The sequence below is a fragment of the Streptomyces sp. NBC_01233 genome, assembly GCF_035989305.1.
Classification (GTDB): domain Bacteria; phylum Actinomycetota; class Actinomycetes; order Streptomycetales; family Streptomycetaceae; genus Streptomyces.
This window is the reverse complement of record NZ_CP108514.1, coordinates 3,822,680-3,840,058: the sequence shown is the minus strand read 5'-3', so window position 1 is coordinate 3,840,058 and position 17,379 is coordinate 3,822,680. Positions and strand designations below refer to the sequence as shown.

The window sequence follows — 17,379 nt, the reverse complement described above, 5'->3', positions numbered from 1 at the left end:
CCTGGCGAAAGAGGGCCGACCGTGGGGCCGTCTGGGGGCCGTCCAGAGGCGGCCCGCGATCACTTTCGACCACCAACAACGACCAAGGAGGGGACCGTGCGAAAGCGCGGGGCGCACACTGAATCTGCTGCTACACCCAGGTGTCCAGCCACATGCGGCCGCGCCAGGAGTCCATCGGGAGGGTCTGGCCCGTGTAGATGGGCCAGAAGTAGATGAAGTTCCACACGATCAGCAGGACCAGTGCCCCTGCCCCGATCGCGCCCAGCGCGCGCCGTCGTTCGGACGAGCCCGCCGGGCCCAGCAGGGCGCCGATCATCATCGCCACCGCCAGGCACAGGTACGGGACGAAGACCACCGCGTAGAAGTAGAAGATCGTCCGCTCCTGGTAGTTGAACCAGGGCAGCAGACCCGCGGCCACCGCGCACGCGATCGCGCCCGCCCGCCAGTCGCGGCGGAAGAACCACCGCCACAGCACGTACAGCAGCGCGAAGCAGCCTGCCCACCACAGCAGCGGGGTGCCCAGCGCCAGCACCTCGCGGGCGCACTTGCCCGCCTCGGTCGCCGGGCAGCCGTCGGTGCCCGGCTCGGGGGACTCGTAGAAATAGGAGACGGGCCGGCCGAGGACCAGCCAGCTCCACGGGTTCGACTCGTAGGTGTGCCCCGAGGTCAGCCCGACGTGGAACTTGTAGACCTCGGTCTCGTAGTGCCACAGGCTGCGCAGCCATTCCGGCAGGAACGACAGCGCGCTGTTCTGGTCGTTCTTGGCCGCCCAGTCGCGCAGGTAGCCGCCCTTGCCGTTGTCCGGGCTGAAGATCCAGCCCGACCACGAGGCCACGTACGTCACGATCGCGACCGGCACCGTGGACACGAAGGCCGGCAGCGCGTCGCGGCGCAGCATGGCCGCGTACGGGGCTCCCGCGCCCGCGGTGCGGCGCGCGGCCGCGTCCCACAGCACGGTGAGGACCCCGAAGAAGGCCAGGACGACGAAGCCGTTCCACTTCGTGCCCGCGGCCAGCCCCAGGCAGACCCCGGCCAGGATCCGGTACGGCCGCCAGCCCAGCCGCAGCGACTCGGCGATCTTCGTGTCGGGCCGGGTCCGGCCCTCCTCGTCCACCGGCAGCGCGTCCGCGAGTCGGGCCCTGGCCCGGTCGCGGTCGATGAGCAGCGCCCCGAACGCGGCGAGCACGAAGAACATCAGCACCAGGTCCAGCAGCGCGGTGCGGCTCATCACCAGGTGCAGGCCGTCCACCGCGAGCAGCGCGCCCGCCAGACATCCCAGGAAGGTCGAGCGGAAGAGGCGGCGCCCGATCCGGCACAGCATCAGCACCGACAGGGTGCCGAGCACGGCGGTCATGAACCGCCAGCCGAAGGGGGTGAAGCCGAACATCCACTCGCCGAGCCCGATGACCCACTTCCCGACGGGCGGGTGCACCACGTAGCCCGGGTCCAGGGGGAGCGCGACCCCGTCCGGGTTGGCGAGGATCGACTTGTCGACGTCCTTGGGCCAGCTCGCCTCGTAGCCCTGCCGGACCGTGGCCCAGGCGTCCTTGGCGTAGTACGTCTCGTCGAATATCACCGCCTTCGGGCTGCCCAGGTGCACGAACCGCAGCACCCCGGCGACCAGCGCCACCAGGAGCGGCCCCGCCCACGAGAAGATGCGCTGCCAGATCCCCCACGTCTCGGGCGGCAGACCGAAGGTCAGCCACAGCTGCCGGGACGGCTTGGCGTACGGGGGCACCAGCCGGGTGCGGACGTCCGCGCGCGGCGACGCGGCGGCGGCCGGCGCGTAGCCGAAGCCGCGCAGCCGGCGCAGCCAGGTGGGCGGCTCTACTTCGCGCCCCGCCGGCGAGGCGGCAGGGGCCCCCGCGGGGCTGGGCGACGGCGTCGCGGTACTGGTCACCGGCACATCGTAGGGAAGAGATCTGTGTGCGCCCCAGTGGCGGGGGCCTCACGGGGGGCGGCGGGGCGCGGGACTGAGAGGATGGGCGGGTGACAACTGACCAGCCCCGCGGTACCCAGCCCACCTCCACCACCGCCGCGGCCGAAGGCCCGAAGGGCACGCTCGTCCTCGCCGGCACCCCCATCGGCGACCTCGCCGACGCCCCGCCGCGCCTCGCGGCCGAGCTGGAGCGGGCCGACGTGATCGCCGCCGAGGACACCCGGCGGCTGCGCCGGCTGACCCAGGGACTCGGCGTGCACACCACCGGGCGCGTCCTCTCGTACTTCGAGGGCAACGAGTCCGCGCGCACCCCCGAACTGGTCGAGGCCCTGGCCGGCGGCGCGCGCGTGCTGCTCGTGACCGACGCCGGCATGCCCTCGGTCTCCGACCCCGGCTACCGGCTGGTCGCCGCCGCCGTGGAGAAGGACATCAAGGTCACCGCCGTCCCCGGGCCGTCCGCCGTGCTCACCGCGCTGGCGATGTCCGGGCTGCCGGTGGACCGGTTCTGCTTCGAGGGGTTCCTGCCGCGCAAGGCGGGCGAGCGCCTCGGCCGGCTGCGCGAGGTCGAGGGCGAGCGGCGCACGCTCGTCTACTTCGAGGCCCCGCACCGGCTCGACGACACCCTCGCCGCGATGGCCGAGGTCTTCGGCGCCGAGCGGCGGGCCGCGGTCTGCCGCGAGCTGACGAAGACGTACGAGGAGGTCAAGCGCGGCGGGCTCGGCGAGCTCGCGGCCTGGGCCGCCGAAGGGGTGCGCGGGGAGATCACCGTCGTCGTGGAGGGCGCCCCCGCCGCCGGACCCGGCGACGTGGACGCCGAGGAGCTGGTGCGCCGGGTACAGGTGCGCGAGGAGGCGGGGGAGCGGCGCAAGGAGGCCATCGCGGCGGTCGCGGCCGAGGCCGGGGTACCCAAGCGCGAGGTGTTCGACGCCGTGGTCGCGGCAAAGAATGCGGCACAAAAGGTGCCGTGAGTCGGTAAAGAGCTAACCTGAAAAGCAAAGCTCAGACCGCGCACCGGGCGCTTTGGGCATGGACTCGCCCAAAGACCGTCCAACAGTAGACAGGGCCTGATGCGCTCCCGCCTGAAGAGGCGTCCACTGGCAATGGCACCAGTGGAACAAGAGGAGCTGGCATGAGTGAGATCGCTGACACCCCGGTACCCGTCCCCGTCGCGGTACCCGCCGCAGTCCCTGCCGCCGCCTCCAGCCCCGGCGTGCAGACCGTGTACGAGGCCTACTCCTTCGCGTGCATGAGGTGCGGGTACGCCTGGGAGCAGGGGTACGCCATCGAGCACCACGTCGACGGCCGGGGCGAGCCGTTCATCATGTACACGGTCAACGGCGAGCGGGTGCCCTCCCCGCTGTCCAACCCGACCTGCATGAACTGCGGCGGACACGTCGTACGGATCATGCGCGCGGGCCAGGTCTCCTCGGTGCTCGGCATGATCGACCACCTCTACCACCACCAGATCGCCCCCGGGATCGCCGGACCGGTGCCGGCCGGAGCGAACGTCCCCCGGACCCCGAAGCCCCGCAAGGGGACGCACGACTCCCCCGGGCCCGTCGCCGTCGACCAGCCCCTGGAGCGCCGGGGCCGGCTCTCCCGCCTGATGGGCGTCTTCCGCCGGTCATAAGATCGGCCGTATGAGCCCTTCCTCCGCCTCCAAGGACGCACTGCCTCCGCTGCCCGAACCCCTCCGGGTGGCGGTGGCGGACTCGCACACCCACCTCGACATGCAGGCGGGCACCGTCGAGGAGGGCCTCGCGAAGGCCGCCTCGGTCGGCGTGACCACCGTCGTCCAGGTGGGCTGCGACGTGAAGGGCTCCCGGTGGGCCGCCGAGACCGCCGCCGCGTACGAGAACGTCCATGCGGCCGTCGCCCTTCACCCGAACGAAGCCCCCCGCATCGTCTTGGGGGATCCCGACGGATGGTCGCGGCAGGGAGCCAGGGCCGGCGGCGGCGAGGGGGCGCTGGACGAGGCGCTCGCCGAGATCGAGGCGCTGGCCGCCCTCGACCACGTGAAGGCGGTCGGCGAGACCGGGCTGGACTACTTCCGTACCGGACCGGAGGGGATGGCCGCGCAGGAGCGGTCCTTCCGTGCCCACATCGAGATCGCCAAACGGCAGGGCAAGGCACTCGTCATCCACGACCGCGAAGCCCACGCGGACGTCCTGCGCGTCCTGCGCGAGGAGGGCGCCCCGGAGCGGACCGTCTTCCACTGCTACTCCGGGGACGCCGACATGGCCCGCGAGTGCGCCGCCGCCGGGTACTACATGTCCTTCGCCGGGACCGTCACCTTCAAGAACGCGGCGCCGCTGCGCGAGGCGCTGGCCGGGGCCCCGCTGGAGCTGGTGCTCGTCGAGACCGACGCGCCCTACCTGACCCCGGCGCCGTACCGCGGACGGCCCAACGCGCCGTACCTCATTCCGCTGACGGTACGGGCGATGGCCGCGGTCCGCGGCATCGACGAGGACGCGATGGCCACCGCGCTGGCGGCCAATACGGCGCGCGCCTTCGCCTACTGAATCCACCCGTCCACCGGTGATCCACCCGGCACCGCGCCGCCCTGCTCCGACACGCTGAGTGTCCGTCCGGCTTTGGAGCGTGACGGCTCCTCCGCTAGGGTGCCGTGCCCGAACCCGGGGGTGCCGGATCACCAGTGGAGCGAGCGTCGTGAGCGATACGCAGGGCAGTCACCGCCGTGCCGGTCCCGTCCCGGAGGCGTACGGGGCCGAGCCGCCGGCCCGGACGGCCGGTGCGGCGGATCCCGGGGCCACGCTCCGGGACCCGGATCCCGGGGTCCCCGCCCCGCGCCCCGGGAGCCGGCGGGCCGGCCGGCGCCGCCGGGTCGCGGACACCGCCACCGGTCCCGGCCGCCAGGGCGGCAGGACGCCCGCCGAACTCGCCGAGCTGGCCGCCGTGGCCGAGCTGGCCGAGCTGGCAGAACTGGCCCGGCTCTCCGAGGCCGACACGCTGGCCGCGCCCGGCTCCGGCCGCCGCAGGGCCGCGAGCCCGGCCGCAGCCGCCGTCGCACCCGCCCCCGCCGCCCCGGCGGTTCCCGGTACCGGCCGCCGCGCCCGCGGCCGCAGCGCCCCCGCCGACGCCCCGGCCGCGCCGCCCGGCACCGGCCGCCGCCGCGCCGCCCGCGGCCGCGCCGCCCCCGCCGAACCCCCCGGCGGGAACTGGCGGCGGATCGTGCCCCAGGCCCTGGTCGTCGCCTTCCTCGCGGGCGGCACGACGGCGTTCGTCGCCGCCGACAAGTCCGTACGGCTCACCGTGGACGGGGTCCCGCGGAACCTGCACACCTTCGCCGGCGACGTAGAGGAACTGCTCGCCGCCGAAGGCCTCGGCGTCGGCCCCCACGACCTCGTCGCCCCCGCCCCCGGCGAACGCCTCGCAGACGGCGAGGAGATCGTCGTCCGCTACGGCCGCCCCCTGCGCCTGACGCTCGACGGGCAGCAGCGCCAGGTGTGGACCACCGCCCGCACCGTCGAAGGCGCGCTGCGCCAGTTCGGCATCCGCGCCGAAGGCGCCTACCTCTCCGCCCCCCGCGCCGCGCCCGTCCCGCGCTCCGGCCTCGCCCTGAGCGTGCGCACCGAACGCAGCGTCACCTTCATGGCCGACGGCCGCGAACGCACCATCCGCACCAACGCCGCCACCGTCGAGGAGGCCCTCGACCAGGCCGGCATCACCCTGCAGGGCCAGGACACCACCTCCGTACCCCCCACCGCCTTCCCGCGCGACGGCCAGACCGTGACCGTGCTCCGCATCACCGGCACCCGCGAGGTCCGCGAGGAGCGCATCCCGTTCGAGACCGAGAAGATCAAGGACCCCGACCTCTTCGCCGGCACCGAGGTCGTCGAACGGGCCGGCCGGCCCGGGGCGCGCCGGGTCACCTACACCCTGCGCACCGTCAACGGGGTCCGCCAGACGCCCCGCGCCATCGCCGACGAGGTCGTCCGCGAGCCCGTCACCCAGCTCGTCAAGGTCGGCACCAAGTCGCTGCCCAGCTCGGTCGCCGGCGCCGAGGGCCTCAACTGGGCGGCCCTCGCCCAGTGCGAGTCCGGCGGGCGCCCCTCGGCCACCGACGCCTCGGGAACGTACGGCGGCCTCTACCAGTTCGACGTCCGCACCTGGCAGGACCTCGGCGGCAGCGGCCGCCCCCAGGACGCGTCGGGCCCGGAACAGACCTACCGGGCGAAGAAGCTCTACCTGCAGCGGGGAGCGAGCCCGTGGCCCCACTGCGGCCGCAGGCTCACGTCGTAGCGGGCACGCGGAACGCGTCCGCGAGCCGGACACCCGGTCCGGCTCGGGATCACCCGGCCGATCTGAGACGCTTTACCGGTGAGCACCGCAGAGCAGCAGCCCGAGAACCCCTCCTCCAGTACCCCCGCCGCGCCCGACGCCCTCCTCGGCCCGGCCGACATCCGGGAGCTGGCCGCCGCACTCGGCGTACGCCCGACGAAGCAGAAGGGGCAGAACTTCGTCATCGACGCCAACACGGTCCGCCGGATCGTGCGGACCGCCGAGGTCCGCCCGGACGACGTGGTCGTCGAGGTCGGCCCGGGCCTGGGCTCGCTGACGCTCGCGCTGCTGGAGGCCGCCGACCGGGTCGTCGCCGTCGAGATCGACGACATCCTGGCGGCCGCGCTGCCCGCCACCATCGAGGCCCGCATGCCCGCGAAGAAGGACCGCTTCGCGCTGGTCCACTCCGACGCGATGCTGGTGACGGAACTGCCCGGTCCGGCGCCGACCGCGCTCGTCGCGAACCTGCCGTACAACGTGGCCGTGCCCGTCCTGCTGACCATGCTCGACCGCTTCCCGACCATCGAGCGGACCCTGGTGATGGTGCAGGCGGAGGTCGCCGACCGGCTGGCCGCCGAGCCCGGCAACAAGGTCTACGGGGTCCCCTCGGTCAAGGCCAACTGGTACGCGCACGTCAAGCGCGCCGGGGCCATCGGCCGCAAGGTGTTCTGGCCCGCCCCGAACGTCGACTCCGGTCTCGTCTCGCTGGTGCGGCGCACCGAACCGATCAAGACCACCGCCTCCAAGGCCGAGGTCTTCGCGGTCGTGGACGCGGCGTTCGCACAGCGCCGCAAGACGCTGCGCGCCGCGCTGGCCGGCTGGGCCGGCTCGGCGGCGGGCGCCGAGTCGGCGCTGGTCGCCGCAGGCATCTCGCCGCAGGCACGCGGCGAGTCCCTGACGGTGGAGGAGTTCGCCGCGATCGCCGAGAACAAGCCGGCGGCGCAGAGGCCCGCACTGTGAGCGCGCGTACGACGGGTGTGACCGTACGGGTCCCCGCGAAGGTCAACGTGCAGCTGGCGGTGGGCGCGGCCCGGCCCGACGGCTTCCACGACCTCGCCAACGTCTTCCTCGCCGTGTCGCTGTTCGACGAGGTCACGGCGACCCCGGCCGACACGCTGACGGTGACCTGCGAGGGCCCGGACGCCGACCAGGTACCGCTGGACCGCACCAACCTCGCGGCGCGGGCCGCCGAGATCCTCGCGGCCCGCCACGGCATCGAGCCCGCCGTCCACCTCCACATCGCGAAGAACATCCCGGTGGCGGGAGGCATGGCGGGCGGCAGCGCGGACGGCGCGGGGGCCCTGCTGGCCTGCGACACCCTGTGGGGCCTGGACACCCCGCGCGCCGCACTCCTCGACATCTGCGCGGAGCTCGGCAGCGACGTCCCCTTCAGCCTCGTCGGCGGGGCCGCGCTCGGAACGGGCCGCGGCGAGCTGCTGACCCCGGTGGCCGCGGGGGCGTTCCACTGGGTGTTCGCGGTGGCCGACGGGGGGCTGTCCACCCCGGCGGTGTTCCGCGAGTTCGACCGGCTCACGGCCGAGGCGGAGGTACCGGAGCCGGAGGCCTCGCCGGCGCTGCTGGCGGCGCTGGCGTCGGGGGACGCGCAAGCGCTGGCCGCCGCGCTGACCAACGACCTGCAGGCGGCGGCCCTGTCGCTGCGGCCGTCCCTGGCGGACACGCTGTCGGCGGGCACCGGTGCCGGGGCGCTGGCCGCGCTGGTCTCGGGCTCGGGCCCCACGACGGCCTTCCTGGTCGCGGACCAGGAGTCGGCCGCCAAGGTCGCTGCCGCGCTGGACGCCTCGGGCACCTGCCGTGCCACCCGCGTGGCGACCTCCCCGGCGCCGGGCGCCACCGTCCTGCCGTCCTGACCCCGCGCACCGCTGTCGGGGGCCAGCCCCCAGACCCCGCGCCTCAAACGCCGGCGGGGCTGAAAGCACCGGGGCTCCGCCCCAGACCCCGCGCCTCAAACGCCGGCGGGGCTGGATCTGGCGCGCGTCAGCCGTCAAGTGTCCGCGGGGCTGGATTGCGCGGAGCGCAATTTCAGCCCCTCCGGCGTTTGAGGAGCGGGGTGCGGGGCGGAGCCCCGGTCTTGAAGCCCCGCCGGCGATTGAGGCGCGGGCGCGAAGCGCCGTAGGGGGGCCGGGGCGGAGCCCCGGTACCCAGGCGGGAGTTGAGTACCCGCACCCTGTCGGGAGACGGCCCGCGCAGGCGACCGTGGCTCCATGACAGCCAGCGCACGCGACCTCGCCCTCGCCACCCCACCCGGTCGGGACCGGTACGTCGACCTGCTGCGGGTCGCCTCGCTCGGCACCGTCATCGGCGGGCACTGGCTGATGGCCGCCGTCAGCAGCGACGGCATAGGGAACCTGCTCGCCCTCGTGCCCGCCCTCCAGGTGCTCACCTGGGGCCTGCAGGTCATGCCGGTGTTCTTCTTCGTCGGCGGGTTCTCGCACGCCCTGTCCTACCGCTCCCTCGCCCGCCGCAGCGAGACGTCCGTCTACGCCGCCTTCCTCCGGGCCCGGCTCCAGCGGCTGTTGCGCCCCACCCTCGTCTTCGTCCTGGTGTGGGCCGCCGCCGCGCTCGCGGTGCAGCTCGCCGGCCGCGGCGACGGCCGGCTGACCGGGGCCGCACTGCGGCTGGTCACCCAGCCGCTGTGGTTCATCGGGATCTACCTGGCGATGGTCGCCTTCACCCCGCCCCTGCTGAAGCTGCACGAGCGCCACGGCTGGGCCGCGTTCGCCGCGCTGGCCGGAGCGGCCGCGCTGGTCGACGTACTGCGCTTCGCGTTCGGCGTCCCCTACGTCGAGTTCCTGAACTTCGCCCTCGTCTGGCTCGCCGTCCACCAGCTCGGCTTCCTCCGCGCCGACGGCCGGATCCGCCGGCCCGCCGCCCTCGCCGCCGCGGGTCTCGCCGGGGCCGTCCTGCTGGTGGCGTGCGGCCCGTACCCGCTGTCCATGGTCGGGATGCCCGGCGAGAAGGTGTCCAACATGGCCCCGCCCACCCTCGCCCTGCTCGCGCACGGCATGTGGCTCGTCGGCGCCGTGCAGCTGCTCGCCCGGCCCGCCACCGCCTGGCTGGCCCGCCCCCGCGTCTGGCGCGGCGTGGTCGCCGCCAACGGCGTCGCCATGACCGCCTTCCTGTGGCACCTCACCGCCATGCTCGGCGTGTACGGGGCCCAGCTCGCCCTCGGCCTGGACCTTCCGGCCCCGGCCGGCGCCGCCTGGTGGGCGCAGGTCCCCGTACGGATCCTGGCGGCGACCGCCCTGACGGTCGTCTTCGTCACGCTGTTCCGCCGCTTCGAGGCCCCGGCCGCGCCGCGCACCGGCACGGCGGGCGGCGCCGGCGGCCTCGTCGCCGCCCTCGGCATCACCCTGTGCCTCCTCGGGATCCTCGGCCTGTCCATGACCGGACTCGGCGGTCTGCTCGACGGCCACAGCGCTACCCTCATCGCGTTCCCCGTCACCGCGCCGGTCGCCATCGGGATGGCCCTCGCGGGCGCCCTGCTCGTGGAACGGTCAGCCCCGGCCCGGAGCGTTAGGCTGGGGGGCTGATCCACACCCTCCCCCAGAGTCCGTCCGGGGGTACCCCACCTGGAGCGCGTCTGATGGCCGTCAATCTGGTCAATGTCGAGGCAGTCAGCAAGGTGTACGGCACACGTACCCTGCTGGACAGCATTTCCCTCGGCGTGTCCGAGGGGGACCGGATCGGCGTCGTCGGCCGCAACGGCGACGGCAAGACCACCCTCATCCGGATGCTCGCCAAGCTGGAGGAGCCCGACACCGGCCGGGTCACCCAGTCCGGCGGCCTGCGCATGGGCGTCCTCACCCAGCACGACTCCCTCGATCCCAAGGCGACCATCCGCCACGAGATCATCCGGGACATGGCCGACCACGAGTGGGCCGGCAACGCCAAGATCCGCGACGTGCTCACCGGACTCTTCGGCGGCCTCGACCTGCCCGGCTTCGACCAGGGCCTCGACACGGTCATCGGCCCGCTCTCCGGCGGCGAGCGCCGCCGCATCGCCCTCGCCAAGCTGCTCATCGCCGACCAGGACCTGCTGATCCTCGACGAGCCCACCAACCACCTCGACGTCGAGGGCATCTCCTGGCTGGCCAAGCACCTCCAGGAGCGCCGCTCCGCGCTCGTCTGCGTCACCCACGACCGCTGGTTCCTCGACCAGGTCTGCACCCGCATGTGGGACGTGCAGCGCGGTGACGTGCACGAGTACGAGGGCGGCTACAGCGACTACGTCTTCGCCCGCGCCGAGCGCGACCGCATCGCCGCCACCGAGGAGTCCAAGCGGCAGAACCTGATGCGCAAGGAGCTGGCCTGGCTGCGCCGCGGCGCCCCCGCCCGGACCTCCAAGCCCCGCTACCGCATCGAGGCCGCCAACGAGCTGATCGCCGACGTGCCGCCGCCGCGCGACACCAGCGAGCTGATGAAGTTCGCCAACGCCCGCCTCGGCAAGACGGTCTTCGACCTCGAGGACGTCAGCGTGCACGCCGGCCCGAAGGAACTGCTCAAGCACCTCACCTGGCACCTGGGCCCCGGCGACCGCGTCGGCCTCGTCGGCGTCAACGGCGCCGGCAAGACCTCCCTGCTGCGCGCCCTGGCCGAGGCCGCCCGCACCCAGGGCGACGTCCAGCCCGCCGCCGGCAAGATCACCGTCGGCAAGACCGTCAAGCTGGCCTACCTCTCGCAGGAGGTCGGCGAACTCGATCCGTCCCTGCGGGTCCTGGAAGCCGTCCAGCGCGTCCGTGACCGCGTCGACCTCGGCAAGGGCCGCGAGATGACGGCGGGCCAGCTGTGCGAGCAGTTCGGCTTCACCAAGGAGAAGCAGTGGACGCCGGTCGGCGACCTCTCCGGCGGTGAGCGGCGCCGGCTGCAGATCCTGCGCCTGCTGATGGACGAGCCCAACGTCCTCTTCCTCGACGAGCCCACCAACGACCTCGACATCGAGACCCTGACCCAGCTGGAGGACCTCCTCGACGGCTGGCCCGGCTCGATGATCGTGATCTCCCACGACCGGTTCTTCATCGAGCGCACCACCGACACGGTGATGGCGCTGCTCGGCGACGCGAGCCTGCGGATGCTGCCGCGCGGCCTGGACGAGTACCTGGAGCGCCGCCGGCGGATGATCGAGGCGGCCGCCCCGGCGCCCGTACCGGCCACCGCCGCCGCGGCGGCGAAGACCGCCGCCTCGGTGGACTCCCGCGCCGCGAAGAAGGAACTCCAGAAGATTGAGCGGCAGCTCAACAAGCTCTCCGACCGCGAGGGCAACCTGCACGCCCAGATCGCCGAGAACTCCACCGACTACGACAAGGTGGCCAAGCTCGACGCGGAGCTCCGCGAACTGCTCGCGGACCGCGACGATTTGGAGATGCGCTGGCTGGAGCTGGCCGAGGAGGCTTAGATTCCCTCACCCGGCCGGGCCAACTGGCGGGATAACGACGGCATCACGGGCCGGTCCTCCCTTGGGAACAGGGGGTGGACCGGACCGGTGTTCGAGGGCCGTCAGTGATAGAAAGGTCATCCTCCCCGACCCGCCGAAGCCGAAAGTGTGCGCTGATGACCGAGCCGCCCCAGCCGCCGAACCAGCCACCGACTCCTTCCGGTTACGGTCACCTGCCCGGCCCGCCGCAGCAGGGGTACGGATACCCGCAGGGCGAGAACCCGTACGCGCAGCAGGCCCCGTACGCGCAGCAGCCGCCCACCGTCCAGCAGCAGCCGCCGGGCTACGGTTACCCGCCGCCCGGTGCGCCCGGTGCGCCCGGCGCCCCCGGGATGCCGCCGAAGAAGAAGCGGACCGTGCTGATCGCCGCCTCGGCCGCCGCAGCCGTCCTCGCCGTCGCGGTCGTCGGCTACGTCGGCTTCTCCGGGTCCGACGAGGACCCGAAGCCGCCCGTGGCGCAGGAGTCCACCGACGCCAAGCCCTCCGGCTCCCCTTCCGTGGACAAGGGCGACGGCAACGGCAACGGCACCGGCGGCCAGCAGGCCGACCTCAACTCCGGCCGCAAGCAGGGCGAGGACAAGGTCCTCTGGTTCAAGACCGCCAAGGTCGACGGCCCCGGCATGGGAGTCGACTCCGCGGCCCAGTGGGTCGTCGGCGACACCGTCGTCAAGAGCGTCTGGAAGTCCCTCAACGGCTACGCGGTCACCGACGGCAAGGAGAAGTGGACGCTCGCCTTCCCTGCCGCGATCTGCTCCGTCGCCCGGGACACCACCGCCGACGGCAAGACGGTCGTCATGTACCGCGACGGCGAGGGGGAGAACGCCTCCTGCACCCAGATGCGCGTGGTCGACCTCAAGACCGGCAAGGAGGTCTGGTCGAAGGAGGTGCCCAAGGAAGGGCTCTTCGACATCTTCACCAGCCCCACCCTGGCCATGACCGGCGACACCGTCGCCGTCAGCCGCGGCGGCACCGCCAGCGCCTTCAAGATCAGCAACGGTGACAAGCTCTTCGGGAGCGCCATGGGCACCGGCTGCAAGCCCGACGGCTACGAAGCCGGCAACGGCAAGATGATCGCCATCGCCACGTGCAGCGACGCGGACGCCAGCGCAGAGGTCCACGGGGTCGACCCCGTCACCGGCCAGAAGGCCTGGGCCTTCCGGCTCCCCAAGAAGTTCAAGGTCACCAGCATCTACTCGGTGGACCCGATCGTCCTCGACATCGGCAACGAGGAGTCCAAGCAGCGCTCCATCGTGGTCCTGGGACCCGACGGGAAGCAGACCGCCACCCTCGCCGGAGAGGGCAGCTTCGCCGTCGGCTGCGGCGACACCGGAATCTTCCGGTCCCTGACGACCTGCCCCTCGGCCGTCGTCGACGCGGGCACCCTGTACCTGCCCACCGCGGCGGCCGCCGGCAAGGCCAACGAGATCGTCGCCTTCGACCTGGCCACCGGCAAGGACAAGTGGCGCACCCCGGCCGGCGACAAGCGCACCCTCACCCCGCTCAAGGCCGCCAACGGGCAGTTGATCGCCTACCGCAAGGCCGAGGAGGAGCAGGGCGGCGAGGTCATCTCCATCCCGGCCGGCGGCGGCACCCCCACCGCACTCCTGCGCCACCCGTCGGGCCCGGCCGCGCCGATCGAGAGCTCCTTCCGCACCCCGAAGCTCGACTACGCGGACGGACGGTTCTTCATCTCCACCTCCCGTCTGCAGGCCAAGGGCACGGACGAGAAGCTCCTGATGGTCTTCGGCAAGTGACAACGCGTCCAACGAGCAGCCCAGCGAGAGGCAAGAGCAGCCCATGAGTACCCCGCCGCCCCCCAGCCAGCCGCCGTCCGGCGGCTTCGGCGCGCCGCAGGATCCGCCCCCGGCCCCGGCCGGGGGGACCCCCGCCCCGGGCGGGTTCGGCGCGCCCGTGCCGCCGGCCGGACCCCCCACCCCGCCGGCCGGGCCGCCCGCGCCCCCGCAGCAGCCGCCCGCGCAGCCCGCGTACGGGTACCCGCAGACCGGGCCCGGCTACGGCTACCCGCAGCAGCCCGGCACCCCGCCGCCCTTCGGCGCTCCGGGTGCCGCGGCCCCCGCCGCCCAGCCCCCGGCCGGCGGCGGCAACGACAAGCGCACCCAGCTGATGATCGTCGGCGCGGCCCTGCTGGCCATCGTCCTCATCGTCGGCGGCGGCCTCTGGTACGTCTCCGGCGACGGCGACGGCGACGGCGAGGGCACGAAGGACACCGCGGACAGCGGCCCCGCCAAGCCCGGGGACGACAAGTCCCAGCCCGGCGCGGGCGGCAGCGAGAAGGTGCCCGCCAACACCAAGTCGAAGGTGCTGGTCAACCAGCCGAGCCCGACCCCGGACGAGATGGTCCAGGTCCCCGGTTCCTGGCTGACCGACTCCACCTACGTCAAGTCCGACGTGTACAAGATCGTCGGCTACAACACCGTCGACGGCGCCATGAAGTGGGAGATCCCCCTCCCCGGTGAGCTCTGCGGAGCCTCCCGGCACGTCTCCGACAACAAGACGGCGGTGGTCTTCCGGCCCACGAAGCCCACGCCGGAGGTCAAGTACCCGGCGTGCACCGAGGTCGGCGTCATCGACCTGAACGCCGGCAAGCTCCTCTGGACCGGCAACGCCAAGGGCGCCACCAGCGGTGACAAGCCCGTGTCCTACTACGAGGTCACCGTCAGCGGGCAGACGGTCGCCGCAGGCGGCCCCTCGGGCGGCGCCGCCTGGAGCCTCGCCGACGGCAAGTCCCTGTGGCTGCCCAAGGTCGACGGCGAAGGCTGCCGCGACGTCGGCTACGGCGGTGGCGAGGCCCTCGCCGTCATCCGCAGGTGCGGCCAGAGCTCCAACCCGACCGTGTACGCGCAGGCCCTCGACCCGACCACCGGCGCGCCGCAGTACTCGTACAAGCTCTCCGCGGGCATCGAGAGCGCCGGCATCGTCTCCACCAAGCCCCTGATCGTCTCCGCCGACGTCGGCAAGACCGCCAAGAACGCGAGCGGCGTCAGCGACCTCTTCGTCCTCGACGCCGCGGGCCAGCTGAAGGCGAAGATCTCGCTCTCCTCCGGCACCTTCGGCGGTGAGTGCCACACCGAGGTCGAGCGGTGCGCCGGCATGATCGTCGGCAACGGCAAGCTCTACCTGCCCTCCTACGAGCACCAGGGCAAGGACGCCTACGGCAAGACCAACGAGCTGCTCTCCTTCGACCTGGAGACCGGCAAGCAGACCACCGACCGCGCCGACGCGGGCGAGCGGTACAAGCTGTACCCGCTGCGCATGGACGGGTCGAACATCATCGCCTACAAGGAGCCCCCTTACGACAAGGGCGGCCAGATCGTCAGCATCGACGGCAAGACGATGAAGGAAACCGTCCTGATGGAGAACCCGTCGGACAAGACGACCCAGCGCATCGAGACGGGCTACTCGCCCGGCTACCACGAGTACCGCTACCACAACGGGAAGCTCTTCCTCGCCCGTACCGCGGTCAAGAAGCCGTACTCCGCGACGTCCGACCCGGAATACATCTTCACCTCCTTCACCGCGAGCTGATCCGTCCGCACGCCGCCGCAAGCCCCCGGAAGGTCCGCCTTCCGGGGGCTTCTGCGCGGTAACCCCCGCGCACCGTCGAACAAGCGTGTAGCTTGCCGGGTCAGAAGGGTGGGGGGTGGGTACCTCAATGGGCGTACGGGTCGTGGTGGTCGACGAGCACCGGCTGCTGGCCGAGGCGCTGGCCTCTGCCCTGAAACTGCGCGGCCACCGGGTCCTGGCGGCCGCCGCCCCGGCCGCGGGCGCCGCCGAGCTGGTCATCGGACGGGCCCCGGAGGTCTGCCTGTTCGGGACGGCCACCCCCGCCGAGACCGGGGTCTTCGAACCCGTCGTCCGCATCAAGCGGGAGCGCCCGCAGATCGCCGTCGTCGTCCTCGGCCCGGTGCCCAGCCCGCGCGGGATCGCGGCCGCCTTCGCCGCCGGCGCCTCCGGGTACGTACGCCAGGACGAGCGCATCGAGGGCGTGGAGCGGGCGCTGGCCAAGGCGCGGGCGGGCGAGGTGGCGATCGCCCCGCAGCTGCTGCAGGGCGCCTTCGCCGAGCTCCTGAACCCCGCCGTCCAGCCCGACGACGAGGGCAGCCGGCTGCTGCGCCTGCTCACCCCGCGCGAGGTGGAGGTGCTGGTGCGGGTCGCCGAGGGCGAGGACACCCGGCTGATCGCCGCGGGCATGGAGATCGCGCCGAGCACCGCCCGTACGCACGTGCAGCGGGTGCTGATGAAACTGGGCGTGGGATCGAGGCTGGAGGCGGCGGCGCTGGCCGCCCGTACCGGCCTGCTGGACCGGGCGCTGCCGGTGCGGCCCGCCGTCGCCGTGCGGGACTGACGGACCCGCGCCGGACCGACGGGCCCGCACGGGCCCGAAGCCGGCGGTGGCCGGGGCGGGTGCGGTCCCGGTGCGGGCCCGCCGCTGCCCGCCGCTCGCCCGCCGCCGATTTCCCCGCGGGCGTCGAATCGGGTAAGCCAGTGTCCTAGCACGCGCACGCTCCCGCGCGTGCTCCCCCGCGAGAGGCAGTAGGCGAGTGAGCAAGTACCTGGTAACCGGTGGCGCCGGATACGTCGGCAGCGTGGTCGCGGCCCACCTTCTGGAGGCCGGCCACGAGGTCACCGTCCTCGACGACCTCAGCACCGGTTTCCGCGTCGGCGTCCCGGCGGGCGCCGCCTTCATCGAGGGCCGCATCCAGGACGCCGCCCGCCACCTGGACTCCTCCTACGAAGCGGTGCTGCACTTCGCGGCCTCCTCGCAGGTCGGCGAGTCCGTGGTGAACCCGGGCAAGTACTGGGAGAACAACGTCGGAGGCACGCTCGCCCTGCTCGGCGCGATGCGCGAGGCGGGCGTGCGCAAGCTGGTGTTCTCCTCCACCGCGGCCACCTACGGGGAGCCGACGGAGGGCCTGCTCACCGAGGCCTCGGTGACCGCGCCGACCAACCCGTACGGCGCCTCGAAGCTGGCCGTCGACCACATGATCGCGGGGGAGTGCGTGGCGCACGGCCTGGCCGCGGTGTCCCTGCGCTACTTCAACGTGGCCGGGGCCTACGGGGAGTTCGGCGAGCGGCACACCCCCGAGACGCACCTGATCCCGCTGGTCCTCCAGGTCGCGTTGGGCGAGCGCGAGTCGATCTCGGTGTTCGGCGAGGACTACCCGACCCCGGACGGCACCTGCGTGCGCGACTACATCCACGTCGCCGACCTGGCGGAGGCCCACCTGGCCGCGCTGCGGGTCGCCGCCGGGGGCGAGCACCTGATCTGCAACCTGGGCAACGGCAGCGGGTTCTCGGTCCGCGAGGTCGTCGAGACGGTCCGCAAGGTCACCGGCCGGGAGATCCCCGAGGTCGTCGCCCCGCGCCGGGCCGGCGACCCCGCGATGCTGGTCGCCTCCGCGCGCACGGCCCACGAGCGCCTCGGCTGGACCCCGAGCCGCTCGGACCTGACCGGCATCATCACGGACGCGTGGAACTTCGCGCGCACGCACACCTCCTGACCCACGGGTAGCCCCCCGGAACACCGTTGCCCTGCGCGCCCCCCGCACCCTGCCCGGTGCAGGGGGCGCGTGTGTTCGGGCCGTGCGCTGCGGCCGGGCGCTGTGCGCGGGCGCCCGGCGTGCACACGCCGGGTGAATTGCCCCCCGTGCAACTGCCCGTGGCA

The 17,379-nt window shown here is 73.3% G+C and carries 13 protein-coding genes; 12 read left to right on the top strand and 1 reads right to left on the bottom strand.

The annotated features are described in order from the left end of the window. Positions 1–130: 130 nt before the first annotated feature. Complete coding sequence (locus tag OG332_RS17875) at positions 131–1,900, bottom strand: dolichyl-phosphate-mannose--protein mannosyltransferase (protein ID WP_442816167.1); 1,770 nt, start codon at positions 1,898–1,900, stop codon at positions 131–133. An 89-nt stretch (positions 1,901–1,989) separates the two neighbouring features. On the opposite strand from OG332_RS17875, the gene rsmI reads away from it, so the two are divergent. The 12 genes from rsmI (at position 1,990) to galE (ending at position 17,215) form a co-directional block, all read left to right on the top strand. Then, positions 1,990–2,907: a 16S rRNA (cytidine(1402)-2'-O)-methyltransferase gene (rsmI, locus tag OG332_RS17870; protein WP_327414412.1), complete on the top strand. Its 918-nt coding sequence runs from the start codon at positions 1,990–1,992 to the stop codon at positions 2,905–2,907. A gap of 161 nt (positions 2,908–3,068) precedes the next feature. Beyond that, a complete protein-coding gene (locus tag OG332_RS17865) occupies positions 3,069–3,569 on the top strand; it encodes a hypothetical protein (protein WP_442816166.1) in 501 nt (166 codons plus the stop codon). Between the two features lie 10 nt (positions 3,570–3,579). Further along, positions 3,580–4,461: a TatD family hydrolase gene (locus tag OG332_RS17860; protein ID WP_327414411.1), complete on the top strand. Its 882-nt coding sequence runs from the start codon at positions 3,580–3,582 to the stop codon at positions 4,459–4,461. 148 nt (positions 4,462–4,609) lie between these two features. After that, entirely contained in the window at positions 4,610–6,202 is a 1,593-nt protein-coding gene (locus tag OG332_RS17855; RefSeq protein WP_327414410.1) for a ubiquitin-like domain-containing protein, read from the top strand. Positions 6,203–6,280: 78 nt separating this feature from the next. Next, complete coding sequence (rsmA, locus tag OG332_RS17850; RefSeq protein WP_327414409.1) at positions 6,281–7,201, top strand: 16S rRNA (adenine(1518)-N(6)/adenine(1519)-N(6))-dimethyltransferase RsmA; 921 nt, start codon at positions 6,281–6,283, stop codon at positions 7,199–7,201. After that, on the top strand, positions 7,198–8,109 hold the full coding sequence (locus OG332_RS17845; RefSeq protein WP_327414408.1) for a 4-(cytidine 5'-diphospho)-2-C-methyl-D-erythritol kinase: 912 nt from the start codon (positions 7,198–7,200) through the stop codon (positions 8,107–8,109). Before rsmA ends, OG332_RS17845 begins: the two co-directional genes overlap by 4 nt. Before the next feature lie 354 nt (positions 8,110–8,463). Then, on the top strand, positions 8,464–9,792 hold the full coding sequence (locus tag OG332_RS17840; protein WP_327414407.1) for an acyltransferase family protein: 1,329 nt from the start codon (positions 8,464–8,466) through the stop codon (positions 9,790–9,792). 53 nt (positions 9,793–9,845) lie between these two features. Continuing rightward, a complete protein-coding gene (locus OG332_RS17835) occupies positions 9,846–11,654 on the top strand; it encodes an ABC-F family ATP-binding cassette domain-containing protein (protein WP_327414406.1) in 1,809 nt (602 codons plus the stop codon). A 155-nt stretch (positions 11,655–11,809) separates the two neighbouring features. Beyond that, complete coding sequence (locus OG332_RS17830; RefSeq protein WP_327414405.1) at positions 11,810–13,447, top strand: outer membrane protein assembly factor BamB family protein; 1,638 nt, start codon at positions 11,810–11,812, stop codon at positions 13,445–13,447. A gap of 43 nt (positions 13,448–13,490) precedes the next feature. Then, positions 13,491–15,239 carry an outer membrane protein assembly factor BamB family protein gene (locus tag OG332_RS17825; protein WP_327414404.1) on the top strand — a complete coding sequence of 583 codons (1,749 nt, stop codon included), beginning with the start codon at positions 13,491–13,493 and terminating at the stop codon, positions 15,237–15,239. A 127-nt stretch (positions 15,240–15,366) separates the two neighbouring features. After that, positions 15,367–16,059: a response regulator transcription factor gene (locus OG332_RS17820; protein ID WP_327419274.1), complete on the top strand. Its 693-nt coding sequence runs from the start codon at positions 15,367–15,369 to the stop codon at positions 16,057–16,059. A 196-nt stretch (positions 16,060–16,255) separates the two neighbouring features. After that, on the top strand, positions 16,256–17,215 hold the full coding sequence (gene galE, locus OG332_RS17815; RefSeq protein WP_327414403.1) for a UDP-glucose 4-epimerase GalE: 960 nt from the start codon (positions 16,256–16,258) through the stop codon (positions 17,213–17,215). The last annotated feature ends 164 nt before the right edge of the window (positions 17,216–17,379 follow it).